At 39.4% G+C, this 22,365-nt stretch carries 32 protein-coding genes; 4 read left to right on the plus strand and 28 right to left on the minus strand.

Annotation, left to right across the window (positions count from 1 at the left end; translation table 11 throughout):
- Nucleotides 1–14: 14 nt before the first annotated feature.
- The 25 genes from rpsH to mbhE form a co-directional block, all read right to left on the minus strand.
- Nucleotides 15–413 (minus strand): 30S ribosomal protein S8, encoded by a 399-nt coding sequence (rpsH, locus tag D3P12_RS00815; RefSeq protein ID WP_118193206.1) that lies wholly within the window; start codon nucleotides 411–413, stop codon nucleotides 15–17.
- Nucleotides 414–491: 78 nt separating this feature from the next.
- A complete protein-coding gene (gene rpsN, locus D3P12_RS00820; protein ID WP_118193207.1) occupies nucleotides 492–761 on the minus strand; it encodes a 30S ribosomal protein S14 in 270 nt (89 codons plus the stop codon).
- The gene (gene rplE, locus D3P12_RS00825; protein WP_118193208.1) at nucleotides 754–1,323 is read right to left on the minus strand and encodes a 50S ribosomal protein L5; all 570 of its coding nucleotides are present in this window, start codon (nucleotides 1,321–1,323) and stop codon (nucleotides 754–756) included. Before rplE ends, rpsN begins: the two co-directional genes overlap by 8 nt.
- Nucleotides 1,323–1,664 carry a 50S ribosomal protein L24 gene (gene rplX, locus D3P12_RS00830; protein ID WP_118193209.1) on the minus strand — a complete coding sequence of 114 codons (342 nt, stop codon included), beginning with the start codon at nucleotides 1,662–1,664 and terminating at the stop codon, nucleotides 1,323–1,325. The genes rplE and rplX overlap by 1 nt, the downstream gene beginning before the upstream one ends.
- Nucleotide 1,665: 1 nt before the next feature.
- A complete protein-coding gene (gene rplN, locus D3P12_RS00835) occupies nucleotides 1,666–2,034 on the minus strand; it encodes a 50S ribosomal protein L14 (RefSeq protein WP_118193210.1) in 369 nt (122 codons plus the stop codon).
- Nucleotide 2,035: 1 nt separating this feature from the next.
- Nucleotides 2,036–2,290 (minus strand): 30S ribosomal protein S17, encoded by a 255-nt coding sequence (rpsQ, locus tag D3P12_RS00840; RefSeq protein WP_118193211.1) that lies wholly within the window; start codon nucleotides 2,288–2,290, stop codon nucleotides 2,036–2,038.
- Between the two features lie 16 nt (nucleotides 2,291–2,306).
- Nucleotides 2,307–2,537: a 50S ribosomal protein L29 gene (gene rpmC, locus D3P12_RS00845; RefSeq protein WP_118193212.1), complete on the minus strand. Its 231-nt coding sequence runs from the start codon at nucleotides 2,535–2,537 to the stop codon at nucleotides 2,307–2,309.
- Between the two features lie 90 nt (nucleotides 2,538–2,627).
- Nucleotides 2,628–3,050, minus strand: a complete 423-nt coding sequence (gene rplP, locus D3P12_RS00850) for a 50S ribosomal protein L16 (protein ID WP_118193213.1) — start codon at nucleotides 3,048–3,050, stop codon at nucleotides 2,628–2,630.
- 47 nt (nucleotides 3,051–3,097) lie between these two features.
- Complete coding sequence (gene rpsC / locus D3P12_RS00855; RefSeq protein ID WP_118193214.1) at nucleotides 3,098–3,850, minus strand: 30S ribosomal protein S3; 753 nt, start codon at nucleotides 3,848–3,850, stop codon at nucleotides 3,098–3,100.
- A gap of 6 nt (nucleotides 3,851–3,856) precedes the next feature.
- On the minus strand, nucleotides 3,857–4,225 hold the full coding sequence (gene rplV, locus D3P12_RS00860; RefSeq protein WP_118193215.1) for a 50S ribosomal protein L22: 369 nt from the start codon (nucleotides 4,223–4,225) through the stop codon (nucleotides 3,857–3,859).
- 3 nt (nucleotides 4,226–4,228) lie between these two features.
- Nucleotides 4,229–4,495, minus strand: coding sequence for a 30S ribosomal protein S19 (rpsS, locus tag D3P12_RS00865; protein WP_118193216.1), 267 nt, complete (start codon nucleotides 4,493–4,495; stop codon nucleotides 4,229–4,231).
- Nucleotides 4,495–5,319 (minus strand): 50S ribosomal protein L2, encoded by an 825-nt coding sequence (gene rplB, locus D3P12_RS00870; RefSeq protein WP_118193217.1) that lies wholly within the window; start codon nucleotides 5,317–5,319, stop codon nucleotides 4,495–4,497. The genes rpsS and rplB overlap by 1 nt, the downstream gene beginning before the upstream one ends.
- Nucleotides 5,320–5,322: 3 nt before the next feature.
- Nucleotides 5,323–5,616: a 50S ribosomal protein L23 gene (rplW, locus tag D3P12_RS00875; protein WP_118193218.1), complete on the minus strand. Its 294-nt coding sequence runs from the start codon at nucleotides 5,614–5,616 to the stop codon at nucleotides 5,323–5,325.
- Between the two features lies 1 nt (nucleotide 5,617).
- Nucleotides 5,618–6,247, minus strand: a complete 630-nt coding sequence (gene rplD, locus D3P12_RS00880; RefSeq protein WP_118193219.1) for a 50S ribosomal protein L4 — start codon at nucleotides 6,245–6,247, stop codon at nucleotides 5,618–5,620.
- Between the two features lie 4 nt (nucleotides 6,248–6,251).
- The gene (gene rplC / locus D3P12_RS00885) at nucleotides 6,252–6,866 is read right to left on the minus strand and encodes a 50S ribosomal protein L3 (RefSeq protein ID WP_118193220.1); all 615 of its coding nucleotides are present in this window, start codon (nucleotides 6,864–6,866) and stop codon (nucleotides 6,252–6,254) included.
- Between the two features lie 126 nt (nucleotides 6,867–6,992).
- Entirely contained in the window at nucleotides 6,993–7,640 is a 648-nt protein-coding gene (locus D3P12_RS00890; protein WP_118193221.1) for a DedA family protein, read from the minus strand.
- Between the two features lie 25 nt (nucleotides 7,641–7,665).
- On the minus strand, nucleotides 7,666–8,790 hold the full coding sequence (gene dnaN / locus D3P12_RS00895) for a DNA polymerase III subunit beta (RefSeq protein WP_118193222.1): 1,125 nt from the start codon (nucleotides 8,788–8,790) through the stop codon (nucleotides 7,666–7,668).
- 84 nt (nucleotides 8,791–8,874) lie between these two features.
- Nucleotides 8,875–9,672: a glycerophosphodiester phosphodiesterase family protein gene (locus tag D3P12_RS00900; RefSeq protein WP_245977358.1), complete on the minus strand. Its 798-nt coding sequence runs from the start codon at nucleotides 9,670–9,672 to the stop codon at nucleotides 8,875–8,877.
- A gap of 130 nt (nucleotides 9,673–9,802) precedes the next feature.
- The gene (gene mnhG / locus D3P12_RS00905; RefSeq protein ID WP_118193224.1) at nucleotides 9,803–10,177 is read right to left on the minus strand and encodes a monovalent cation/H(+) antiporter subunit G; all 375 of its coding nucleotides are present in this window, start codon (nucleotides 10,175–10,177) and stop codon (nucleotides 9,803–9,805) included.
- Nucleotides 10,170–10,412 (minus strand): monovalent cation/H+ antiporter complex subunit F, encoded by a 243-nt coding sequence (locus tag D3P12_RS00910; RefSeq protein WP_245977359.1) that lies wholly within the window; start codon nucleotides 10,410–10,412, stop codon nucleotides 10,170–10,172. The genes mnhG and D3P12_RS00910 overlap by 8 nt, the downstream gene beginning before the upstream one ends.
- A 29-nt stretch (nucleotides 10,413–10,441) precedes the next feature.
- The gene (locus D3P12_RS00915) at nucleotides 10,442–10,918 is read right to left on the minus strand and encodes a Na+/H+ antiporter subunit E (RefSeq protein WP_118193226.1); all 477 of its coding nucleotides are present in this window, start codon (nucleotides 10,916–10,918) and stop codon (nucleotides 10,442–10,444) included.
- 5 nt (nucleotides 10,919–10,923) lie between these two features.
- Nucleotides 10,924–12,417 carry a proton-conducting transporter transmembrane domain-containing protein gene (locus D3P12_RS00920; protein ID WP_245977360.1) on the minus strand — a complete coding sequence of 498 codons (1,494 nt, stop codon included), beginning with the start codon at nucleotides 12,415–12,417 and terminating at the stop codon, nucleotides 10,924–10,926.
- A 35-nt stretch (nucleotides 12,418–12,452) separates the two neighbouring features.
- A complete protein-coding gene (locus D3P12_RS00925) occupies nucleotides 12,453–12,806 on the minus strand; it encodes a Na+/H+ antiporter subunit C (RefSeq protein ID WP_118193228.1) in 354 nt (117 codons plus the stop codon).
- A 4-nt stretch (nucleotides 12,807–12,810) separates the two neighbouring features.
- Entirely contained in the window at nucleotides 12,811–13,221 is a 411-nt protein-coding gene (locus D3P12_RS00930; protein ID WP_118193229.1) for a Na+/H+ antiporter subunit B, read from the minus strand.
- Nucleotides 13,222–13,224: 3 nt separating this feature from the next.
- The gene (gene mbhE / locus D3P12_RS00935; protein WP_118193230.1) at nucleotides 13,225–15,516 is read right to left on the minus strand and encodes a hydrogen gas-evolving membrane-bound hydrogenase subunit E; all 2,292 of its coding nucleotides are present in this window, start codon (nucleotides 15,514–15,516) and stop codon (nucleotides 13,225–13,227) included.
- Nucleotides 15,517–15,669: 153 nt separating this feature from the next.
- On the opposite strand from mbhE, the gene D3P12_RS00940 reads away from it, so the two are divergent.
- The 4 genes from D3P12_RS00940 to D3P12_RS00955 all read left to right on the plus strand — a co-directional run bounded on the left by D3P12_RS00940 (nucleotide 15,670) and on the right by D3P12_RS00955 (nucleotide 20,915).
- Complete coding sequence (locus D3P12_RS00940; protein ID WP_118193231.1) at nucleotides 15,670–17,133, plus strand: glycine--tRNA ligase; 1,464 nt, start codon at nucleotides 15,670–15,672, stop codon at nucleotides 17,131–17,133.
- A gap of 105 nt (nucleotides 17,134–17,238) precedes the next feature.
- Nucleotides 17,239–18,021 carry an N-formylglutamate amidohydrolase gene (locus D3P12_RS00945; protein ID WP_118193232.1) on the plus strand — a complete coding sequence of 261 codons (783 nt, stop codon included), beginning with the start codon at nucleotides 17,239–17,241 and terminating at the stop codon, nucleotides 18,019–18,021.
- Between the two features lie 2 nt (nucleotides 18,022–18,023).
- A complete protein-coding gene (locus tag D3P12_RS00950; protein WP_118193233.1) occupies nucleotides 18,024–19,883 on the plus strand; it encodes a flavohemoglobin expression-modulating QEGLA motif protein in 1,860 nt (619 codons plus the stop codon).
- A 45-nt stretch (nucleotides 19,884–19,928) separates the two neighbouring features.
- Nucleotides 19,929–20,915, plus strand: a complete 987-nt coding sequence (locus D3P12_RS00955; protein ID WP_118193234.1) for a glutathione synthetase — start codon at nucleotides 19,929–19,931, stop codon at nucleotides 20,913–20,915.
- Nucleotides 20,916–20,925: 10 nt separating this feature from the next.
- Here the strand turns inward: D3P12_RS00955 and recO are convergent, their stop codons facing one another.
- Genes recO through D3P12_RS00970 form a run of 3 tightly spaced genes read right to left on the minus strand, consistent with a single transcriptional unit; the run spans nucleotide 20,926 to nucleotide 22,252 of the window.
- Nucleotides 20,926–21,648, minus strand: coding sequence for a DNA repair protein RecO (recO, locus tag D3P12_RS00960; RefSeq protein ID WP_118193235.1), 723 nt, complete (start codon nucleotides 21,646–21,648; stop codon nucleotides 20,926–20,928).
- A 6-nt stretch (nucleotides 21,649–21,654) separates the two neighbouring features.
- Nucleotides 21,655–22,020: a diacylglycerol kinase gene (locus D3P12_RS00965; RefSeq protein ID WP_118193236.1), complete on the minus strand. Its 366-nt coding sequence runs from the start codon at nucleotides 22,018–22,020 to the stop codon at nucleotides 21,655–21,657.
- Nucleotides 22,007–22,252: a signal peptidase gene (locus tag D3P12_RS00970; protein WP_118196919.1), complete on the minus strand. Its 246-nt coding sequence runs from the start codon at nucleotides 22,250–22,252 to the stop codon at nucleotides 22,007–22,009. Before D3P12_RS00970 ends, D3P12_RS00965 begins: the two co-directional genes overlap by 14 nt.
- Nucleotides 22,253–22,365 lie beyond the last annotated feature (113 nt).

Genomic DNA, 22,365 nt, shown 5'->3' on the forward strand with positions numbered 1-22,365 from the left:
TTGTTTCCTCCTGATTAATATACGTAACATAAAACCTCACCACCAATATTCTGCACTCGAGCTTCTTTATCTGTCATTACACCTTTTGATGTCGACAAAATAGCTATACCCAAACCATTCAGAACGCGTGGAATATCATCTACCCCTGCATATTTTCTTAAACCAGGTTTACTTACACGTGTTAGGGTACGGATCGCAGGGACTTTAGTAATTGGGTGATACTTCAAAGCTATCTTGATCGTTCCCTGTGCTGTTTGATCTTCGAACTTATAGTTCGTAATATATCCTTTATCAAATAGCACCTTAGTAATCTCCTTCTTAAGATTTGATGCAGGAATTTCAACAACCCTGTGGTTGGCCTTCATGGCATTCCTTACTCTAGTAAGGTAATCCGCAATTGGATCTGTATTCATTCTTCTTAGTCTATGATAACGGTTTCTATTTAATATTAGACCTGTTATCGGTTAAAATATAATTTATTCTTTATAATACTACCAGCTGGCTTTCTTTACTCCAGGGATCTTACCTGCTAAAGCCATCTCACGAAAAGCTACACGTGAAATACCAAATTGACGCATATACCCTTTAGGGCGTCCAGTCAATTTACAACGATTATGTAAGCGAACAGGAGAAGCGTTTTTCGGAAGCTTATCTAAAGCCTCATAATCACCGGCAGCTTTCAATGTTGCACGCTTTTCAGCATATTTAGCAACCAATTTAGCTCGCTTAACACCTCTAGCTTTAATTCCTTCTTTAGCCATTTGTATCTGTATTTTGATTTTTAAATGGTAGTCCGAATTGCTTCAATAGCTCCAATGCCTCAACATCGTTTTCAGCCGAAGTTACAAAAGTAATATCCATACCAGTAATTTTGTTAATTTTATCTATATTGATTTCAGGAAAGATGATTTGCTCACTAATACCTAGAGTATAATTTCCATGACCATCAAAACCTTTATCACTAATACCTCTAAAATCACGAATACGTGGCAATGCAACAGATACTAGTCGATCTAAAAACTCATACATCTTTGTATCACGCAATGTAACGCGCACCCCTACAGGCATACCTTTTCTTAACTTAAAGTTAGAAACGTCCTTTTTTGATTTTGCAGCAACTGCTTGCTGCCCTGTAATTGTTGTTATCTCATTGATGGCGTTCTCGATCAATTTTTTGTCTGTTGTAGCTCCGCCCACTCCCTGATTAATTGAAATCTTTTCCAATTTGGGCACCTGCATTACACTTTTGTATTGAAATTTTTCTTTAAGTGTAGTACGAATCTCTTCGTTATATTTATTTTTTAACCGTGGTACGTAGCTCATTATTTAATTTCCTCCCCTGATTTTTTTGCTATACGGGTTAGCTTATTATCACTATTTAATTTACGACCGATTCGCGTAGGTTTTCCGGATTTAGGATCTACATAAGCCACATTAGAAATGTGTATTGATGCTTCCTTTTTAATAATTCCTCCATTAGGGTTGGTAGCGTTTGGCTTAGTATGCTTAGAAACTATATTAGCGCCTTCCACCACAACGCGGCTCGATTTAACATCAACTTCAAGTACCTTACCCTGAACTCCCTTTGAATTGCCAGCAATAACTTGAACTAAATCACCTTTGCGTATTTTCAACTTTGGTTGTTTTGTTTGAATATTTGCCATTTTATAAAACCTCCGGTGCTAGTGAAATAATTTTCATGAACTGCTTCTCTCTTAACTCCCTAGCTACTGGGCCAAAGATACGAGTTCCGCGGGGCTCATTTTGATTGTTTAACAATACTGCCGCGTTATCATCAAAACGAATATAAGAACCGTCTTTCCGTCGAATTTCCTTTTTCGTTCTCACAACTACAGCTTTGGAAACCGTTCCCTTTTTAACATTACCGGAAGGGATAGCACTCTTCACGCTCACAACAATTTTATCACCAATGGACGCGTAGCGCTTACCGGTGCCTCCCAATACGCGGATTACCAAAACTTCTTTAGCACCGCTATTGTCAGCAACATTTAATCTTGATTCTTGTTGTACCATGTTACTTAGCCTTTTCTAAAATTTCTACTAATCTCCAGTTCTTTGTCTTACTCAAAGGACGTGTTTCCATAATTAATACCTTGTCGCCGATACCGCAGGTATTAGACTCATCATGAGCCTTGAATTTCGTAGTAGTTTTAACGAATTTACCATACATTGGGTGTTTTACTTTACGTACAACAGCTACAACGATAGATTTATCCATTTTATCGCTTACTACTAATCCAATTCGTGTTTTTCTTAATTTTCTTTCCATTTGGATTTCTAAATTATTATTTCTCAGTGGCTATTTCATTTGCCTCAGTAGTAGCTTCAGCTACTTTTCTGCTACTTAGCTCAGTTTCCAACCGTGCTATAGTTTTTCTAGCGAACTTAATTCGATTTGGATTTTCGATCGCCGAAACAGCATGAGCGAATTTTAATTTACTGAGAGTAGATCGTTCTTCTGCAATTTGAGCAATGATCTCCTCAGTTGTCAGATTTAAAATTTCTGAATTTTTCATTTTATTTTCATTTTCCTTAGTAAAAGTCTCTAATTAGATACGGTTCAATTGGTAACGGCAACTGAACCATCAAAGATTCCCACTAATATTTTATGCCTCTACGTAATCTCTACGAATAACAAATTTTGTTTGAACCGGTAGTTTTTGTGCGGCGAGGCGTAAAGCTTCTTTGGCGACTTCTAGTGGAACCCCTTCGGCTTCAAACAGAACCCGACCTGGTCTAACCACAGCCACCCAATACTCTGGCGCACCCTTACCTTTACCCATCCGTACCTCAGCAGGTTTTTTGGTTACTGGTTTATCTGGAAATATCCGAATCCAAACCTGACCTTCACGTTTCATGAAACGCGTAACTGCAATACGTGCTGCCTCTATCTGGCGACTCGTAATCCAAGCCGGCTCTAAAGACTTAATGCCGAAAGAACCAAAAGCTAACTCAGCACCTCGGCCGGCGTTACCTTTCATGCGTCCTTTTTGCATTTTTCTGAACTTCGTTCTTTTTGGCTGTAACATGTTCGTATTTTTTTATTCCGAATTAAACGGAAACTATATTATTTAATTTAATTTCTTCCCTTTGCACCTCTTCCATGTGATCTTCTATCACCTCCACCTCTTCTTCTATCACCTGTACCTTCATGTCGTCCTTTAGGTCCACCTGACTGCCCAATATTTGGCGACAAATCACGTTTCCCGTAAACTTCACCTTTACAAATCCATACTTTAACACCAATCTTTCCGTATGTTGTATGAGCTTCTGCTAAAGCATAATCAATGTCAGCACGAAAAGTATGTAATGGGATTCGTCCTTCTTTATATTGCTCCGTACGAGCCATCTCAGCTCCCCCAAGACGTCCTGAACACATAATCTTGATACCTTCGGCGCCCATCCTCATCGTCGAAGCGATAGACGTCTTCATTGCTCTTCGGAAAGAAATACGAGCTTCTAATTGCTTCGCAACACCTTCCGCGACCAATTGTGCATCTAACTCTGGACGCTTAATCTCGAAAATATTGATTTGGACGTCTTTCTTCGTCAACTTCTTCAGCTCTTCTTTGATTTTATCAACCTCTTGACCACCTTTCCCGATCACAATCCCAGGTCGTGCTGTATGAACTGTAACAGTGATTCTTTTTAATGTACGCTCGATAACAATCTTTGAAACTCCTCCCTTAGCGATACGAACAGAAAGGTATTTTCTAATCTTTTCATCTTCAACTAATTTATCGGAGTAGTCGTTGCCACCGAACCAGTTAGAATCCCAACCTTTGATGATACCTAATCTATTACCTATTGGATGTGCTTTTTGTCCCATTTCTCCTTAATTAGTTTGTTCTTCTACTAAATTTTTACTACTGTCTACAACGACTGTCACATGATTCGAACGCTTACGAATTCTGTATCCACGACCTTGAGGTGCGGGTCTGAGTCTTTTCAATTGGCGTCCACCGTCAACAGAAATTGTTTTGATATACAACTCACTCTCTTCGGGGAGTTGACCCTCATTTTTCTGCTCCCAGTTTTTAATTGCTGACAACAAAAGCTTCTCAACACGTTGAGCAGCTTCTTTATTAGTATATTTTAAAATATGTAGTGCCTTTTCGACACGCTCACCACGAATCAAATCAACCACTAAGCGCATTTTTCGTGGTGAAGTCGGGCAATTATTTAACTTTGCTACTGCTTCCATAGTTTATCTTTTCTTTTCAGAGTGTCCTCTAAATGTTCTGGTTGGCGCAAATTCTCCAAGTTTATGACCAACCATATTTTCTGTTACGTAAACCGGAATAAATTTATTACCATTATGTACCGCGAAGGTATGGCCAACAAAATCAGGAGAGATCATTGATCTTCTTGACCATGTTTTCACAACTGACTTTTTGTTAGCTTCATTCATAGAAAGAACTTTTCTCTCTAAGTTATGGTCTATATAAGGACCTTTTTTAATTGAACGTGCCATTATTTTTTCCTTCTCTCGATGATATAACGATTCGATACTTTCTTCTTATAACGGGTTTTAAAGCCTTTAGCTAACACACCGTTTCTTGAACGAGGATGACCTCCAGAGGTTCTTCCTTCACCACCACCCATTGGGTGATCAACGGGGTTCATTGCAACACCACGTACTCTCGGACGACGGCCTAGCCAACGTTTTCTACCTGCTTTCCCCAATACCTGGTTGGCTTTCTCAGAGTTAGATACAGAACCTAGAGTAGCTAAACAAGTAGCTAAAATCATTCTTGTTTCTCCGGAAGGCAATTTGATAATAGCATATTTACCGTCACGAGCAGATAACTGAGCATAAGTACCCGCACTCCTTGCAATCGTTCCACCTTGACCAGGGTTCAATTCTATATTGTGAATAATAGAACCCAATGGTATATTTTTCAGAGGCAATGTATTCCCTACCTCAGGAGCAACATTATCACCAGAAACGATCGTGTCACCCACGGTTAAACCGTCTGGAGCAATAATGTAACGTTTCTCGCCATCAGCATAATGGAGTAAAGCTATACGAGCCGAACGATTCGGGTCATATTCAAGTGTAGCTACTTTTGCGGGGATATCTTTTTTATCGCGCTTAAAATCTATCAATCGGTATGATTTCTTATGTCCCCCACCGATGTAACGCATAGTCATTTTACCGGAATTATTTCTTCCTCCCGATTTCTTAATCTTCACAACCAATGATTTTTCAGGTACATTTGTTGTGATTTCAGAATAATCCGCGCCAATTCTAAAACGCGTACCAGGTGTTACCGGTTTGAATCTTTTAACTGCCATGTCTTATTGTATAGTACTGTAAAAGTCAATTACTTCACCATCATGTAACGTTATGATGGCCTTCTTGTATTTTGGAGCTCGACCAGAAGAAATTCCAGTTTTTGTCTGACGCATTTTAACTTTCCCAGTAACAACAGACGTGTTCACTGACTTTACATGAACGTCAAACATTTTCTCAACTGCTTGCTTAATTTGCAATTTATTCGCTCTATGATCTACTTGGAACGCGTAACGATTTAACTTTTCAGTCAAAATAGAAGCCTTCTCAGTTAATATAGGTTTCTTTAGTATTTCCATCTTACTTAGCTAATGCCTCCTCCAAAATTTTAACAGAATCTGCGGTGAGTAGTAATTTTCCTGCGTTCAATACATCATAAGTATTCAATTGATCAGCAGTAACAACTTTTACCTTTTTCAGATTTCTACTAGATAAATAAACATTATTATTAATAGCAGGCAATACCATTAATGTCTTTTCGCTTGCTACATTTAGATCAACTAAGAGCTTCGCGTAATTCTTGGTTTTGATAGAATCGAAGTTCACTTCGTCTAACACCAAAATATTACTGTCTTTTGCTTTATAACTCAAGGCTGATTTACGCGCTACCATTTTCAGCTTCTTATTGAGCTTAAAACTGTAATCACGCGGTTGAGGACCAAATATACGTCCACCACCATTAAATAATGGTGACTTAATGCTACCAGCACGAGCCCCCCCTGTACCTTTTTGTTTATGTAACTTGCGGGTAGACCCTGCAATTTCATTACGTTGTTTTGACTTGTGTGTTCCTTGTCGTTGATTTGCAAGGTATTGCTTAACATCTAAATAAATAGCGTGATCGTTAGGTTCAACGCCGAACACAGCTTCAGGAAGTTGCACCTTGGCACCTGTTTCTTTACCTGATATGTTTAAAACTTTAACTTCCATCTTCTTATTTATCTACAATTACATAAGAACCTTTCGCTCCGGGTATCGAACCACTAACCACCAAAAGGTTCTTATCTTCATAAACCTTTAATACCCGTAGATTCTGAACCTTTACCCGGTCACCACCCATACGACCAGCCATACGTATACCTTTAAATACACGAGACGGCCAAGATGCAGCTCCTACTGAACCCGGCGCACGCAAGCGGCTTTTCTGTCCATGCGTCTGTGCAGAACCGGCAAATCCATGACGTTTTACAACGCCCTGAAAACCTTTCCCTTTAGAGGTTCCTGCTACATCAACATAATCCCCTTCTTGGAATACAGACACTGTAACAATGTCCCCCAAATTCTTTTCTTCCGAAAACATTTCAAATTCAACTAATTTACGCTTGGGCGTTGTGTTTGCTTTTGCAAAGTGCCCCTTTAAAGATGCAGGCGTGTTCTTTTCTTTCTTGTCATCAAAGCCAAGTTGAACAGCAGCATAGCCATCTTTTTCTTCCGTACGTATCTGCGTCACCACGCACGGTCCAGCCTCGATTACTGTACAAGGGATATTCTTACCCTGTTCATCGAAAATGCTGGTCATTCCTACTTTTTTTCCAATAATTCCTGACATTTCTATTTAATTTCTGTTAACGTCCATCGAAGCAGTAGGGCTTCGTTCAAGACATAGTAATTCCCTAAGGGACGGCAAAGATAGAAAAATTACAATAAGTATCAAATACTTATGTTGTTTTTTCTTTTAATTTTTAACTTTTTTTTTGCTTCGTAGAACTTCAAGCAATGGAGGGACAATCGACAAAATAATTATAGCAAAAATCACAATTGTAAAATTGTCTTTTATAATAGGTAATCCACCAAAAAAATACCCCAGAAAAAGGAAACTACTTACCCACAAAACAGCTCCGATAATATTGTATGACCCAAACCTCTTATAGCTCATGGTACCTATCCCCGCAATAAAGGGCGCGAAGGTACGAACGATCGGAATAAATCGAGCATAAATAATAGTTTTTCCCCCGTGTTTATCGTAGAAAGCTTGTGTTTTATCGAGATATTCTTTTTTTAGAAATTTTATTCTTCCGCTAAAAGCTTTAGGTCCAACATACTGGCCGACATGGTAATTCACCAAATCTCCCAGAAAACCGGCTGCTATAAGAAGAAAGCACATAAAAAAAATGTTCAAATCAGTTTCCGGCTTAGCTATAATCGCACCAGCAGCGAAAAGAAGCGAATCGCCGGGCAAGAACGGGGTAACCACTAACCCAGTTTCAGCGAAAATAATGAGGAAGAGAATCAGATAAGTCCAAGTTTGATATGAATTTACGATTTCTACTAAATGCTCATCAATGTTTAGTATAAAATCTAGTAATGCTTGAATTAATTCCACCTTTCTCTTCTTTAAAAAAACAACTTTAAGACTGAACGTTCAACATTACTGGCATAACCAACATCAACACATCCTCATCTTCATCCGAGATGACGGGCGTTAAAAGTCCAGCACGATTCGACGTGCTCATCTCCAGCTGTACTTCCTCGCTATCTAAATTATTCAACATCTCAATAAGAAACTTAGCATTGAAACCTATTTCCATATCTTCACCTTCAAACTGACAACTTAAACGTTCATGTGCCTCATTTGAAAAATCAAGATCCTCAGAAGAGATGTGGAGTTCGCTACCAACAATCCGTAACCGAACCTGATGGGTTGTTTTGTTAGCATAAATGACTACTCTTCGTAACGAGTTTAATAACAACAGACGATCGATGGATAGTTTATTTGGATTAACTGTGGGAATTACAGCCTCATAATCGGGATAGCGCTCATCGATTAACCGACACACCAAATGGATGTTCCCAAACTTAAAAAACGCACTTGTCGAATTATACTCAACTGAAACATCAACATCTTCGGAAGGCAGAGAAGACTTAAGTAAACTCAGCGCTTTTTTTGGCAGAATCATCGAGGTTTCGGTCTCTGATTTTATATCCTTTCTTCTATATCTCACTAATTTATGAGCGTCCGTCCCCACGAAAGTTGTATTTTGTGGTGTTAGATGGCAGTACACCCCTGTCATCGCCGGACGCAGTTCATCATTACTTACAGCGAAGATTGTCTTATTTATTGACTCGGCTAGAACGGATGCAGGAATTGTCACCGAAGAACCGTTATCCACCACGGGGATTTTCGGAAAATCCTCAGCATTCTCCCCACTTAATTTGTATTTACCATCACCTGCACTTATTTCAATAGCAAACGTCGCCGGATCAACTGTAAAAGCAATTGGCTGATCGGGTAGTGTCTTCAGTGTGTCCAATAAAATCTTTGCAGGCACAGCGATCTTTCCTTCCTCTTTTGATTCAACCTGCATAAACGTCACCATACTCGTTTGTAAATCCGTGGCCGAGATAGTCAAAACATTGTCATTGATTTCAAAAAGAAAGTTTTCAAGAATCGGCAACACCGTACTGCTACTAGATGCGCCATTAACAGATAACAATTGCTTTAGTAAAACTGATGTCGATACGATGAATCTCATAATGAAAATATATACCGCAATTATACACAAAAGTTGCGATAATCGCGGAATGAATTTAAAATTGAAAATGAACAAAAAATTACTTTATTGAATAAAATCAGAGACCAATCCATAGTCTTCACGGTATTTTTTGAGCTGCAATCCCGCCTCAATTGGCCTATCTGTCGATAAAATATCCGCTCCCTGATCTATCAAATCGTAATATAAAACATCCCCACGTACGGCAGCTTGTTTATCCAAGTTACCCATCGTTCCCAAAATACACATAATCCCATGCTCGTGTAGTGTGTTATAGACTTCTGAATCTGCTTCACTAGTACCGACAAATGCTACTAAACGGTTATCAGGCACACCTCGGTCATTAAGTCTTAGCAAGTCTTCCTTCGTACGAATAGATGCTGAGATCATTAGATCCGGTGCCAGCTTATGAACTTTGCTCGCCTGATCTGCAGAATAAGTGATTAATATCGAATAAGTTTCCGCCCGCTGCCCTCTAACCTCTTCAATCACATACTCATAAGGGACACCACGTTTAACATCTAAGGTAAAAATCACTTTGTTTTTGCCCCATGCCAATGCATCCGCCAAGGTGGGTACCCTGAATTCTGTGATTACTCCATCTGGGTCTTTCAACCGCAACTTTGCAAGTTCATCATAAGTATAATCTCTTACAAAGCCTACTCCAGTACTTGTTCTTTCTAGCCGATCATCATGCATCAGAACTAAAACAGAATCTTTCGTTATAGCTATGTCACACTCAATAATCACAGGCTGTTGTTTAGCGGTCTTTTCAAAGGTTTCAATAGCATTTTCAGGGAAACCTGGTTGCGGCCCTCCTCTATGGGCACTGACTAATGGAATCCGTGATTGTTGATAATTCATGAACCGATATAAATCTTCAACTGTAGTCAGATTTATATCTTTTTTATCATGAGATAATCTTTTATATGAATCGGCTAATGTGCAAAAACTTAGAAACAAACAGACAAAACTGATGTAAATTCGAATGTTGTTACTTGTCGTCATCGGGGCTATTTTCACTTCCTATTATATTTTTTTCTTTGTCAAATCTTTCTTTCAATTCATCCAAGACTGAACTCTTCCACAGCTTCGTACCAGAAAAATAAGATACCCTCCCGATCAATTGTGCCCCCACCGGTGACGTCAAGAACAAGAAGAGGATAATAGCCAACGCTTTCGTCGCAACGGGCAATTCTCCAAAAAAAACAACGATACTCACCAATATAAAACCTACGCCGAGTGTGGTTGCCTTCACGGTAACAGATAGACGCAGAAAAAAATCCGGCATTCTGACGATGCCGATTGAAGCGATTAAAATAAAGATCGACCCTAGTCCGCTAAAGAACATTACCAAATAATCAGTCATTCCTACGTCTCCTTTCTATATAATATGAATACGCTACCGTACCTAAGAATGCGATCAGAGCCAAAATCATCGCGACATCCAAAAATGTCGAATTATCACTCAGTACACTAAAGACCGTAATCACAGCAATACCTATCGAAATAAATAACTCCAACGCCACGACCCGATCAAACGTATGAGGCCCTTTAATAAATCGATAACATACCAGCAGCAATGATATGCTTAAAATAGGCATGATGATATAGATTAAATAACTATATAACGTCATCTCAGCACCTCCAATAGTCTTCGTTCCAGACCGTTTCTCAAATCCTCTACAAACTTATTTCTATCTTTCAAATACATCACATGTATAAAAATAGCACTTTTATCATCGCTAACAGCTATTATCAAGGTACCTGGGGTTAGCGACACACAGTTAGCCAACATCGTTATCTCAAAGTCTGTTTTCGCTCGCATCGGAAACATCACAATCCCCGGCTTCATGAAAAAGCGCGGCGTAATAACATCAAAAGCCACCTGGAGGTTTGCTTTCAACATTTCGTAGATGAAGAAAAGAGCAAAGCCTATAATTTTAGGAATTCGATTAAAATAACTAACCCCTCCTTCCCTTAAGGTTGTGGTTCTTAAGATAAAATAGCCTAAAAAAAAGCCGAACAGATAATTTCCTAAGAGGTAATTACCTGTTAAGGCAACCCAAACAAAGGTTAACAGCAGGTTAATTAAAAATTGTTTTAACATAATACTTAATTAACGTTCAAATACCCATTTCCCAAAACAGCCTGAATATAAGCCGACGTATCCATCATCTCACCCGCAATCCGCTTGGACACAACCATTACATATTCGGCACCAAAACCAATATAAAGACTGACGACAGCCAATAAAATCACCGGTAGCACCAACAATGTTTTATCAAATGTCCTCATCGAATCAAATCGATTGATCGCTGTCCGCTCTCCGGGTAAAAGTACAGGTTGCGGTTTCCAGAAAACTTCGGACCACATCTTTGCTATCACAAAGAGCGTTATAAAACTCGCCAATATAAGCGATATTACAAGCAAATAATTGTATTCCTGAAATGCTTCCTGGAACAAGTTAATTTTAGGCCAAAACCCCGATAAAGGCGGAACTCCTACAATAGAGAAAAGGATAAGAGCCATGACAAATGACAACTTAGGATAGTTTGAATACATGCCTCCTAGCTTGGGCATACTTGTTGTTCCTTTAATTCGATAAATCAATCCTCCCATTAAAAACAGATTTGTTTTTGCAATAATATCGTGAAAAAGATAGAACAAAGCCCCCGCTAACGCCAACTCAGAAAACATTCCCAAGCCTGCAATCATATATCCAATATGACAAATTATCAGATAGGAAAACATTCTTCTAAAATCTGTTTTCACGAGCATCCCCAACGCACCCGTAATAAGCGTAGCAACTGCAATGTAGGTCAATAAATTAGTTGTGAACTCCGTCGGCACAATAATTAGGGTAAAAAAACGCAGCAGGGCGTAAATTCCCATTTTTGTTAGTAAACCACCGAAAATTGCAGCGATCGAAGATGGAGGAGTATGATAAGAGGATGGTAACCAAAAATATAACGGAAATACGGCCGATTTAATACCGAAACCTATAAAAAACAGAAGTCCCGTGACGTTTATCAGAGGTCGGTTGTCTATCTCGGCTATTTTTAAAGATAGATCCGCCATATTTAAACTTCCGGTTAATCCATATAAAATAGCTATCGCCGTTAAAAACACAACAGACGCTAACATATTAATTGCCACATACTTAATAGCACTTTCCATTTGAGGCTTTTTACCGCCCAGGGTCATCAACACAAAGGATGAAATAATGACAACTTCGAACCATACATACAGATTAAAAACATCTCCTGTCAAGAAGGCGCCATTTAACCCCATGAATAAGAAATGAGAAATCGGAAAATAACCATATTTCATCCTCGCCTGGTTCACTCCAACCGTAGAATATATACTGATACATAAGGCTGAAATGGATGTAAGCAATACCATTGTACTGCTGAACATATCCGATACAAAGGTAATTCCAAAAGGAGCCGGCCAATTTCCGGCCTGCATAATCAATATTCCCTCATTCCAGGTTCGAACCATCAAAGCGATACTCACTATCAAAATGGCCAAGTTTGCAGTGACACTTACTACCCGGTGTACAATACTCCTGTTCCATAGTAGCAAAAGCAAAATTGCTGTTGCCATATGCATTATTAATGGTAGAACAATAAAATTGTCTGTCATATATCTTCTTCGTGAGTATTTAAGTCATCTAAATTTTCTGAACCGGTAGCCAAGTAAACTTTCTTTAATAAGATAATCGCGAAAGACTGCAATCCAAAACTTATAACAATTGCGGTCAAGATTAAGGACTGTGGTATTGGATCAGCATAAACCTCCATAAAAATATTCGAATCGGCAGGAATTACAGGAGGTTTACCCTCTCGAAGGTCGCCCAACAAGAAAATTAGAAGGTTGGCTCCATTCCCTAATAACAATAACCCCAAAAGCAGCTTTACCATACTCCGTCTAAGCATCATATAAATTCCGGCTGCATACAGAAGACCAATTAAAAAAACGATTAATAACTCCATAATTCTAAATGCTTTCTGATATCGTGAACAGTATAGTTAGCGTAACCCCAATAACCACGATATAAACTCCAATATCAAAAAATAATGCCGTTCCAACTAAGCCTATAATCGGCAGAGGGTTGTCCATCCACATTCCTGTCATAAAGGGTTGCCCGAAAAATAAAGGCAATAAACCACTCAGTATCGCTACCGCGAGCCCTATAGGTATTAAGAAAAAAGGGGGTCTTCGCAAAATCTTTTTCGTACTTTCCAGTCCATGAGCCAAAGAATGCAAGATAAAAGCAATGGAAGCTATCAACCCTCCAACAAATCCACCTCCCGGTTCGTAGTGTCCTCGCAACAATGTGAAAATAGAGAACAACAATAAAAGCGGTAGCAAATAATTTGAGGCTGTCCGAAGTAAAAGAATTTTCATTTTTTATTCAATTTCTGATGATCGTATTTTAAGCATACCAAAAACACCGATGGCAGCAATTGTCAAAACTGTTATTTCCACAAAAGTATCATAACCTCTAAAATCAACTAAAATGACATTAACTACATTTTTTCCTTTCGCCAACAAATAAGCATTATCCGCATAAAACATGCTAACCGTCTTATCAGTCGGTTCATTCAAGACCTGCAATGCTATAACTGAAATTATTAAACCGACAAACCCAGCAAGAATTCCATCTCTTGTTCTGGCCAAACCATCTTTCGTGTTGAGGAACGAAGGAAGCCGAAGCAGTACGAGAACAAAAAGGACGGTTGTCAGCGTGTCAATCGTGAACTGGGTCATTGCTAAGTCTGGCGCTCCAAAGAAAACGAAGATCAAACAAATACAATAACCTACCACACCGGTTCCGATTATTGCGACTAAACGAGAAGGGGAAATAATGACCGTAATAATCGCTACTACCATAATGAGGAACACCACAACCTCATATATCTTGATCGCCGTTAAATTGTCAAGATTGATCTGTAAATGAACGTTTTTAATCAAGTAATAACCGATTAAGCACACAAAAAACAACATAATCTTTCGCAAGTACGACCGCAAGTAGTTATTGTGCATAAAAAGCGTATACCTCGCCGCAATATCGGTAAATATCCGTGCAGTAGCCTTAGCAATACTTTCGGGAGAAATGTGCTCCAACCGGGCAACAATATTCATTTTGCCTACAGAAGGTTTCCATAGTAAAAATAAAACTACCCCTAACGCGATAGTTGCCAAACTGATGATTAATATCGTATTAAACCCATGCCATATCTTTAACGCCAATTCCTCTTCTTGCTGCATAGATAGTAGAACACGTTGAACGATCTCGTTCATTATACCCGGAAAACAGCCCAGAACAATGCTTAACACACCAAGAAGTAAAGGAGGCAACCACATCAAAAAAGATGGATGGTGATCAACCACTATCTCGTCTGATTTTGAACCCAGAAAAGGACCTATTCCAGCCAAATAACCAGCACAGGCCAACAAAACATTAACAACCAAGGCACAAGCGGTAAGAAATACAGCATTGCTACCGCCCCATGTTGCTTCATAAATCAGGTCTTTCCCAATAAACCCGACCGTCAAAGGTATTCCCGCACTCGACAATGCTGCCAGTATTCCTGCAATAGCTAATATGGGCATCGAATAACGCAAACCGCGGAGCTTAGTTAAATCACGCGTACCCGTTTGATGATCAATTACTCCTGTAATTAGGAACAAACCGGCTTTATAAAGAGCATGTACGACAATAAACACAATAGCCGCAACGAAAGCTTCATGTGTACCGAGCCCCAGTAAAAACACTAAAATACCCAAAGCTGAGATTGTCGAGTAAGCCAATACGCTTTTCATATCGACTCTAAAAATAGAATGAAAGGCTGAGTAAAGCATGGTTATCCCACCTACTATCAATAATGTATTATTCCAGTAGATAGTCCCTCCGAGGATCGGTGTAAACCGAGCTATCAAATAAATCCCGGCCTTTACCATCGTGGCCGAATGCAGATAAGCAGAAACAGGCGTAGGCGCCTTCATAGCCCCAGGCAGCCAAAAATGGAAAGGGAACTGAGCGGACTTGGTAAATGCTCCCATAAAGAAGAAAAATAAGATAAGTCCGTACAGAGGATGACTTTTCAGTACTTCGCTGGAGTTCAACATCTCCTGAAGAGAATAGGTTCCTGCAATGCTACCGATAAAAACCAAGCCCGCCATTAAGAAGAACCCACCTCCCGCCGTTATACCCCAAGCGACTAATGAACTTTTCCTCGATGCTGCGCTCGTATTGTTAAACCCAATCAGAAAAAAAGAACTAATGGCTGTTAACTCCCAAAAAATAAATAACAACAACAGGTTATCCGCTAAAACCAAGCCGAGCATCGAGGCCATAAACATGCTCAAATAAGCATAAAAGCGATTAATATACCGATGCTCCTTCATATAGGAGGAAGAATACAGAAAAACCAAAGCACCAACACCCGTAATCAATAAGCTGAAAAGAGCAGATAAGCCATCGACCTTAAATTGCAAATCGATCTCCATTGACGGGACCCAAGAATAGTTATAAAACAAAGTCGGACCAGAAAATATCCTGATCAATAATGTGACAAAATAAACAAATAGCCCTACCGGTAAAAACGATAATACCATGGACATTCTTGCACTCAATGGCTTAGTCAAGCATAGCAGAAAAAACGCAAGAAGAAAACCCGTGAGTACAGCTATTATCATAAATGTTTTTTTAAAATTCGGATGTTAACAAATATAATAATCCTTACCAAAATCCGATTAACAATCGTCAATAATTACATTTATTATACTTTTTCGATCAATTAGCAGCAAATAAGTATAACTTTTCATAAATCGGTTTATATTTGTCATACTATGAGTAAAACGGACGATATATTAAAGAATGTAGTATCACATGCCAAAGAATATGGCTTTGTATTTCCTTCGAGTGAAATTTATGATGGGTTAAGCGCAGTTTACGATTATGGCCAACTTGGAAGTGAATTAAAGAACAACATTAAAACCTATTGGTGGAAATCAATGGTTCAACTTCATGAAAACATCGTTGGGATCGATTCAGCAATCTTTATGCATCCAAAAATATGGAAAGCCTCCGGTCACGTTGATGGTTTTAACGACCCAATGATCGATAATAAAGATTCAAAGAAACGCTACCGGGCCGATCAGTTGATTGAAGATAAGATTACACGGTATGAAAAGGATGGCAAACAAGAAAAGGCTGATTTGCTTCAAACTAGCTTGGATGAGGCGATCAAAAATGATGACCTAGTCAGTTTAAAAGAAATCATCATTGAACATGGAATCGTGTGCCCCGTTTCTGGCACGAAAAACTGGACTGATGTACGTCAGTTTAACCTGATGTTCTCCACAAAAATGGGAGCGATGGCAGACGAATCAGAAATAGTTTACCTTCGCCCGGAAACCGCTCAAGGTATTTTCGTCAACTTCCTAAACGTGCAAAAAAGTGGCCGAATGAAAGTTCCATTTGGGATAGCACAGATTGGAAAAGCCTTTAGAAATGAAGTGATCGCCCGCCAATTTATAATGAGAATGAGAGAGTTCGAACAAATGGAATTGCAGTTCTTTGTTCGTCCAGGCACCGAAATGGAATGGTATGAGAAATGGAAAGAATCCAGACTAAAATGGCACCTCGCTTTAGGAGCTGACCCGTCGAAGTACCGGTACCACGATCATGTCAAGCCTGCGCATTATGCGAATGCAGCTGTCGATATCGAATACGAGTTTCCATTTGGATTCAAGGAAGTGGAAGGCATTCACTCCAGAACCGATTTTGACCTCAAGCAACATCAAGAGTTCTCGGGAAAGAAAATGCAGTTTTTCGATCCAGAGATAAATCAAAATTACATCCCATATGTAATCGAGACTTCAATCGGTCTGGACCGGATGTTTCTAACGGCACTTTGCAACGCTTATGAAGAACAAGATCTCAGCACAACAGAAAAGAAAGATAGTCGTACTGTTTTGAGCTTTCATCCGGCACTCGCACCAGTTAAGGCGGCGGTGCTTCCGTTGACAAAAAAAGATGGACTTCCTGAAAAGGCTCGAAAGATCCTCACTGGGTTGAAGTTTGACTTCAATATGCACTACGATGAGAAAGACTCGATCGGGAAACGTTATCGTCGCCAAGACGCAATAGGTACTCCGATTTGTATTACGGTAGACCATCAAACATTGGAAGATGATCAAGTGACTATACGTCATCGTGACTCAATGGAGCAAGAACGCGTGTCAATCAGTGAACTGAATTCTATTCTAACAAAACTAACAGGCTGGAGCACCTTATTACAAAGCACTTAGTTCAAAGACATAGACACAGTTTAAGCAACTTTGGTCAAACTCAGCCCCTTGACCACCAAACATTCATCAAAAAAATCTGTTAAATATCAACAACAGATTTTTTTGATGAATACAAACTACGAAATCTACAAAGAAGATTCTCCTTTTATTTCTCTCGCCTTACACGATGGACACTTCATTCCACCTGATGTTCTGAGGCATATCAAGCTCAAAGAGCACGAACGCTTCCGAGAGGAAGATCCCTATACAGCTTATATGGCCAACCTTCCGGTCAATAAGGTTTTTGTTAATACATCCCGATTTTATGTCGATCTCAATCGTCTGGAAAATCAGGCTATTTATAAAAGACCAGAAGATGCTTGGGGGTTAGAAGTATGGAAGAATGAATTCCCAATCGAGCTGGAAGAAAAACAGATGGCTTATTATCACGAGTTTTATTCAGAAATAGAAAAATTCATAAAGGACATTATTCACAAACATGGCTATTTCATCATTCTGGATATTCATTCATATAACCATCGCCGAGAAAATGCATTCACCTTAGCTAACGAAAAGGAAAACCCTGAAATCAATATCGGATCAGAATATAATCATCCCCGATGGCGACCTTTGATCAGTAACTACGCGACGTTCCTGTCAAAATGTATAATCAATAACCATCATCCCGATGTAAGGGAAAATATCAAATTTAAAGGCGGCGGGTTCTCTCAATGGGTGAATCAGCATTACTCAGAGCAGGGCTGTGTAATATCAATTGAATTTAAAAAGACATTTATGGATGAATGGACCGGACGGGGAGACATCGACCATATCCGGGATATACGGCAGGCTCTTCGGGATTCTATATCATTTCTAACAAAGAATGCACAGGTCGCCCTTAATTCCTGACTATGACAAACAATGCCGAACATAAAACAATAGATAAGAAGACTGTCAATCGCATCATCAGTAAAATAAAAAGTGACGAGCCAATCCGGGTAACACTACCAGCGAAGGGACTGTTTAACATGGAAAGACCGGTACCTTTTATGGTGGTTTACAGAATTCCACCAAGTGGCAAAGACGGATTTACATCGCGTTTAGGAAAAACTGAATCGTCTTACCTTCACGCACAAGACAGCAGCCAAACAACTGAAATAATCGAAAGCGTAGCCAATGAATTAGCTGATCGGTTTAAGGGCTTCCTACTTTTAGAAGTTTGGTTAGCGGAAAAAGACAACCCTTCACCGTTCACGATACACGTTGGTCAGAAAAGTGGTCTCGAAGTTGCCGAAAAACTAAAGACCGAGCTGTCCAAAATAAACATCCTCGGCAACTTCCTAAAAGCCGAAATCAATAAAGGTAAAAACGTAGCCACCCCTGATTATTACAAACCACTCATAGATGCTAAAGAAGCTAACAAATCTTCCATAACCCTTATAGGTTTAGAAATCGCACCTGTATACATGAATGAAGCAACAGGCAGGGCTTATCCTTTATTTCTGCGTGACCTCCGAGCAAAATTCAGCAAAGCCATTCGAAAGGGATTCTTTGAGTTTGTGAGAATGCATACGTCCTATAATGCATCTAACTTTCAAATGTTGGGAACAACCAGTCTGAGAAAAAATGTCTTTGAAATTGATAAAGAATTAGCCCACTATAGCAATTTGTTTGACTTTCTTCTTCTTGTGACGCCACTCAATGTGGATGAAGCTTGGAAAGATTTCAAAAAGTCTAACTTCTTAAAAGAACCGGTCTTTCACTACAGACCGATGCCGATCGATCCGGAGCTAATTAAAAGAAAAATATACAATCTGCCCATAGAAGAAATCTCAGACCCGACCTTAGCCTTTCTTTTTCGTGATAAAAGAAAAGAGATCGATCGAATGCTATACATGATGGCAGAAAGAGAAAAGCCTGACTTTATGCTGACTAGCCTACAACTATTTGGGCCAATCGATGAAAAACTGCTTGAAACAGCTAAAGCTATCCTGATTGCAATTGAAATTCCAGAGACAACCAAGAAAAAGAAAATGATCTCTGCAAAAGAGTTTGCCCTAATGGCCGAAAAGGAATTAGAGTGGTTAAAACTCCAGGATCCTTCAATATCGACTGCGGTTCGTATTCGTGATGATATTGAAGGTATCTTAGTCAATAGAGGCACCTTGAACATTAACAAAAACTTCCGAGTGTCAGAAGAACGTGCTTTTGCACTTCTGCAACATGAAATAGGAACCCACGTTGTTACCTATTATAACGGGAAAGCACAACCTCTCCAACTTTTCTATATCGGCGTCCCTGGATATGAAGAGCTCCAAGAAGGATTGGCCGTATTCGCCGAATACATGGCTGATGGCCTAACGCTGAGCCGACTCAGAACCATCGCGGCCCGAGTGGTTGCAGTCCATCAAATGGTTTCTGGAAATTCATTTATCGATACTTTTTTCTTACTCGTCGATAAATACCAGTTTAGTGAAAGCGCAGCTTTTTCAATTGCGATGCGCGTATATCGCGGCGGTGGTTTAACAAAAGATGCCGTTTATCTCAAAGGTTTACTCAATATCATCGAGTATATCAAAAAAGGAAAAAGCTTGGAACCACTTTTAATCGGCAAAATAAGACAAGACTATATAACTGTTATACAGGAACTTGTACACCGGGAAATCTTAACCAAGATTCCTATAAAACCACGCTACTTAGATGAAAAATATTTAGTCAAATACGAAAACATTCGTTCGGGTGGAAACGTTTTCAATATGATTCACAAGTAAATATTATAATTTAACAAATAAAAAAACACCTAACCTTATAAAAATATGAAAATAGGATTTGTTGTCAATCAAACACCTAAAGAAGTTCCTGCTTACACCACCACCGGATTGGCTTTGCATGCCAGTCGAATGGGTCATGAAATCTATTACATTGGTGTAGGAGATTTGGTATATCTCCAAGATGAGCAAATGGGAGCCCATGCGCGGAAAGGCCCGGATAAACAATTCCGAACGAACGAAACCTTTTTAAATGCCGTTAAAAAGGTCAAAAAAGAACTCATAACCGCCAAAGAATTAGACGTTCTTGTATTAAGGAATGACCCGTCGATCGATTTCGAGCGCCGCCCCTGGGCGCAAAATTCAGGAATCGTATTTGGTCAACTGGCACAAAGACACGGCGTCGTTGTTTTAAACGACCCCGATACCTTAGCAAGTGCATTAAACAAAATGTATTTCCAGTATTTTCCGAAGAGCGTCCGACCCGAGACGATTATCACTCGAAACATAGATGATATCAAGGCTTTCTATCGACATTTCGACAAGCATATTATCCTGAAACCTTTGCAGGGATCAGGTGGCAAGAACGTTTTTATGATTAAAGACGATATAAAGAATCTAAATCAAATTGTTGAAGCAATTTCACGCGATGGCTTTGTTGTCGCTCAAGAATACCTACCCGACGCTAAAAATGGCGACATACGCCTTTTCTTGTTGGACGGCCAACCTATTGTTGTCGATGGCAAAACCGCTGCCCTACATCGTACGCAAGCAAAAAACGATATACGGAGCAATATCCACCAAGGAGGTACGGCGAAAATTGCCAAACTGTCCAAACGTTGCTATGAAATCGTAGAAGAAGTGGCTCCCAAATTAATTAAAGACGGCATGTTCCTCACTGGTCTCGATATCGTTGGCGACAAACTGATGGAGGTTAACGTATTTAGTCCGGGAGGCTTGGGGAATGCCGGAAAACTTAATAAAGTAGACTTTTTTGAGCCTGTCATCAAGGCCATAGAAAGAAAGGTATTCTAAATCATAAACACTAGCTAAAAACCTCTTCTAGAATATAATGAGAGTTTATGTTCCCAAAATTATCAACATGAAGTGCATAATACTCCATCAAATGGTTCAGAAGAACGCGACGATCATTTAATGAAATATGCACTCTCTTCAGATCTTGAAACGAACTCAACAGAATAGCCAACCACTGTTGAGTTTGTTTTTCATCCAGATAGAGGTTGTGATAGGGAGCGCTTGAACAAAAGACACCCTCCTTTAAATCAAAAAACGGTAATTTCTCCTGAGAAACAGATGGATAGAAGCCCATGAACTTACTGAGTCGCAATAAAAAATAGAGATGGTAATTAGACGGGGTTTCTGACGACTGATCCAACCATATAATCGCATGGTATATGTATTCAAACAGCGGCTCATCAGGACTTTGCTGCTTTAAACATTTGGATAATACTTCATTCAGAAAAATAACAAGCGATCGTTTCTTATCATCATAGGGAATACGCAGAAAAGTTGGCGATTGCCTCGCGTCTGAAATTCGCTGTATCCCCCCTGTACTCTTATGATAGACAACCATGTCCAACAAATGGAGCGGCTGCAATATATTAATATGTATCTTTGCCTTGCTTCTCTTTACCCCGTGAATAATATAAGATTGTAACCCAAATTTTTCAGTGAATATCTGGCAAATCACACTCGTTTCCCGGTGATTAATTGTCTTCAACACGATTCCTCTGGTCTTATGCAACATATTACTTTAAAATTCGATAGCAAGTATTTTGGGCACATATATATAAACCCCGCATATTAAGGCAAAAACTGATAGGATGAGAACCGCAGCAGCAGCTGCATCTTTCACCTTTTTAATTTGTGGATTGACTTCGGACGAAACCTCATCAGCGAGGGACTCAATCGCTGTGTTGAACAATTCCGCAGCAAAAACTAAGCAAATCGCCAAACAAATACAAAACCATTCACCGATGGAAATATTCAATAAAAAACCCAAAAGCAACGCTATAATAGCTGCCGCTAAATGGACTTTAAAATTATATTCGCTCTTAAAAGTGTCTCGGAATCCGTGGAGAGCATATATAAACGAATCTAAAAAATTATGTTTCTTCATTATCTTCGTCTTCAACACGCTGTTCCGACCGCTCTTCCAAAATACTCTTCCGCTCAATTTTTCTGATCAAACCATAAAGGATCGTTAAGAAGCCGATACCAAAAACGATGACAGCAGCGATGAGCACCCATCGGTAAACCCCATGGTCAGTCTCTTGAAGATAATTCCCCAACAGGCCAATACCAATACCGGCCAGTGTCAGAACAATTCCTCTTCCTATGTATCTATTCATTTTCATTATCAGAGATCATTAGGTCATTGCATTACAGCAAATTTAAGAATAGCTTTTTAAAGGTATGCTATATAATTTGATAAACCTGACAATAGATTTATTCCTGTTAATTC

Origin of the sequence: Pedobacter indicus (assembly GCF_003449035.1) — a bacterium.
Taxonomy (GTDB): domain Bacteria; phylum Bacteroidota; class Bacteroidia; order Sphingobacteriales; family Sphingobacteriaceae; genus Albibacterium; species Albibacterium indicum.

Excerpts from the sequence above, each read along its gene's own strand:
- rpsH (WP_118193206.1), bottom strand. The coding sequence starts at position 413 with ATGAATACAGATCCAATTGCGGATTACCTTACTAGAGTAAGGAATGCC.
- rpsN (WP_118193207.1), bottom strand. The coding sequence starts at position 761 with ATGGCTAAAGAAGGAATTAAAGCTAGAGGTGTTAAGCGAGCTAAATTG.
- rplE (WP_118193208.1), bottom strand. The coding sequence starts at position 1,323 with ATGAGCTACGTACCACGGTTAAAAAATAAATATAACGAAGAGATTCGT.
- rplX (WP_118193209.1), bottom strand. The coding sequence starts at position 1,664 with ATGGCAAATATTCAAACAAAACAACCAAAGTTGAAAATACGCAAAGGT.
- rplN (WP_118193210.1), bottom strand. The coding sequence starts at position 2,034 with ATGGTACAACAAGAATCAAGATTAAATGTTGCTGACAATAGCGGTGCT.
- rpsQ (WP_118193211.1), bottom strand. The coding sequence starts at position 2,290 with ATGGAAAGAAAATTAAGAAAAACACGAATTGGATTAGTAGTAAGCGAT.
- rpmC (WP_118193212.1), bottom strand. The coding sequence starts at position 2,537 with ATGAAAAATTCAGAAATTTTAAATCTGACAACTGAGGAGATCATTGCT.
- rplP (WP_118193213.1), bottom strand. The coding sequence starts at position 3,050 with ATGTTACAGCCAAAAAGAACGAAGTTCAGAAAAATGCAAAAAGGACGC.
- rpsC (WP_118193214.1), bottom strand. The coding sequence starts at position 3,850 with ATGGGACAAAAAGCACATCCAATAGGTAATAGATTAGGTATCATCAAA.
- rplV (WP_118193215.1), bottom strand. The coding sequence starts at position 4,225 with ATGGAAGCAGTAGCAAAGTTAAATAATTGCCCGACTTCACCACGAAAA.
- rpsS (WP_118193216.1), bottom strand. The coding sequence starts at position 4,495 with ATGGCACGTTCAATTAAAAAAGGTCCTTATATAGACCATAACTTAGAG.
- rplB (WP_118193217.1), bottom strand. The coding sequence starts at position 5,319 with ATGGCAGTTAAAAGATTCAAACCGGTAACACCTGGTACGCGTTTTAGA.
- rplW (WP_118193218.1), bottom strand. The coding sequence starts at position 5,616 with ATGGAAATACTAAAGAAACCTATATTAACTGAGAAGGCTTCTATTTTG.
- rplD (WP_118193219.1), bottom strand. The coding sequence starts at position 6,247 with ATGGAAGTTAAAGTTTTAAACATATCAGGTAAAGAAACAGGTGCCAAG.
- rplC (WP_118193220.1), bottom strand. The coding sequence starts at position 6,866 with ATGTCAGGAATTATTGGAAAAAAAGTAGGAATGACCAGCATTTTCGAT.
- dnaN (WP_118193222.1), bottom strand. The coding sequence starts at position 8,790 with ATGAGATTCATCGTATCGACATCAGTTTTACTAAAGCAATTGTTATCT.
- D3P12_RS00900 (WP_245977358.1), bottom strand. The coding sequence starts at position 9,672 with ATGAATTATCAACAATCACGGATTCCATTAGTCAGTGCCCATAGAGGA.
- mnhG (WP_118193224.1), bottom strand. The coding sequence starts at position 10,177 with ATGACTGATTATTTGGTAATGTTCTTTAGCGGACTAGGGTCGATCTTT.
- D3P12_RS00910 (WP_245977359.1), bottom strand. The coding sequence starts at position 10,412 with ATGCCTATTTTAAGCATATCATTGCTGCTGGTATGTTATCGATTTATT.
- D3P12_RS00915 (WP_118193226.1), bottom strand. The coding sequence starts at position 10,918 with ATGTTAAAACAATTTTTAATTAACCTGCTGTTAACCTTTGTTTGGGTT.
- D3P12_RS00920 (WP_245977360.1), bottom strand. The coding sequence starts at position 12,417 with ATGGCAACAGCAATTTTGCTTTTGCTACTATGGAACAGGAGTATTGTA.
- D3P12_RS00925 (WP_118193228.1), bottom strand. The coding sequence starts at position 12,806 with ATGGAGTTATTAATCGTTTTTTTAATTGGTCTTCTGTATGCAGCCGGA.
- D3P12_RS00930 (WP_118193229.1), bottom strand. The coding sequence starts at position 13,221 with ATGAAAATTCTTTTACTTCGGACAGCCTCAAATTATTTGCTACCGCTT.
- mbhE (WP_118193230.1), bottom strand. The coding sequence starts at position 15,516 with ATGATAATAGCTGTACTCACGGGTTTTCTTCTTGCGTTTTTTCTGCTA.
- D3P12_RS00940 (WP_118193231.1), top strand. The coding sequence starts at position 15,670 with ATGAGTAAAACGGACGATATATTAAAGAATGTAGTATCACATGCCAAA.
- D3P12_RS00945 (WP_118193232.1), top strand. The coding sequence starts at position 17,239 with ATGAATACAAACTACGAAATCTACAAAGAAGATTCTCCTTTTATTTCT.
- D3P12_RS00950 (WP_118193233.1), top strand. The coding sequence starts at position 18,024 with ATGACAAACAATGCCGAACATAAAACAATAGATAAGAAGACTGTCAAT.
- D3P12_RS00955 (WP_118193234.1), top strand. The coding sequence starts at position 19,929 with ATGAAAATAGGATTTGTTGTCAATCAAACACCTAAAGAAGTTCCTGCT.
- recO (WP_118193235.1), bottom strand. The coding sequence starts at position 21,648 with ATGTTGCATAAGACCAGAGGAATCGTGTTGAAGACAATTAATCACCGG.
- D3P12_RS00965 (WP_118193236.1), bottom strand. The coding sequence starts at position 22,020 with ATGAAGAAACATAATTTTTTAGATTCGTTTATATATGCTCTCCACGGA.
- D3P12_RS00970 (WP_118196919.1), bottom strand. The coding sequence starts at position 22,252 with ATGAATAGATACATAGGAAGAGGAATTGTTCTGACACTGGCCGGTATT.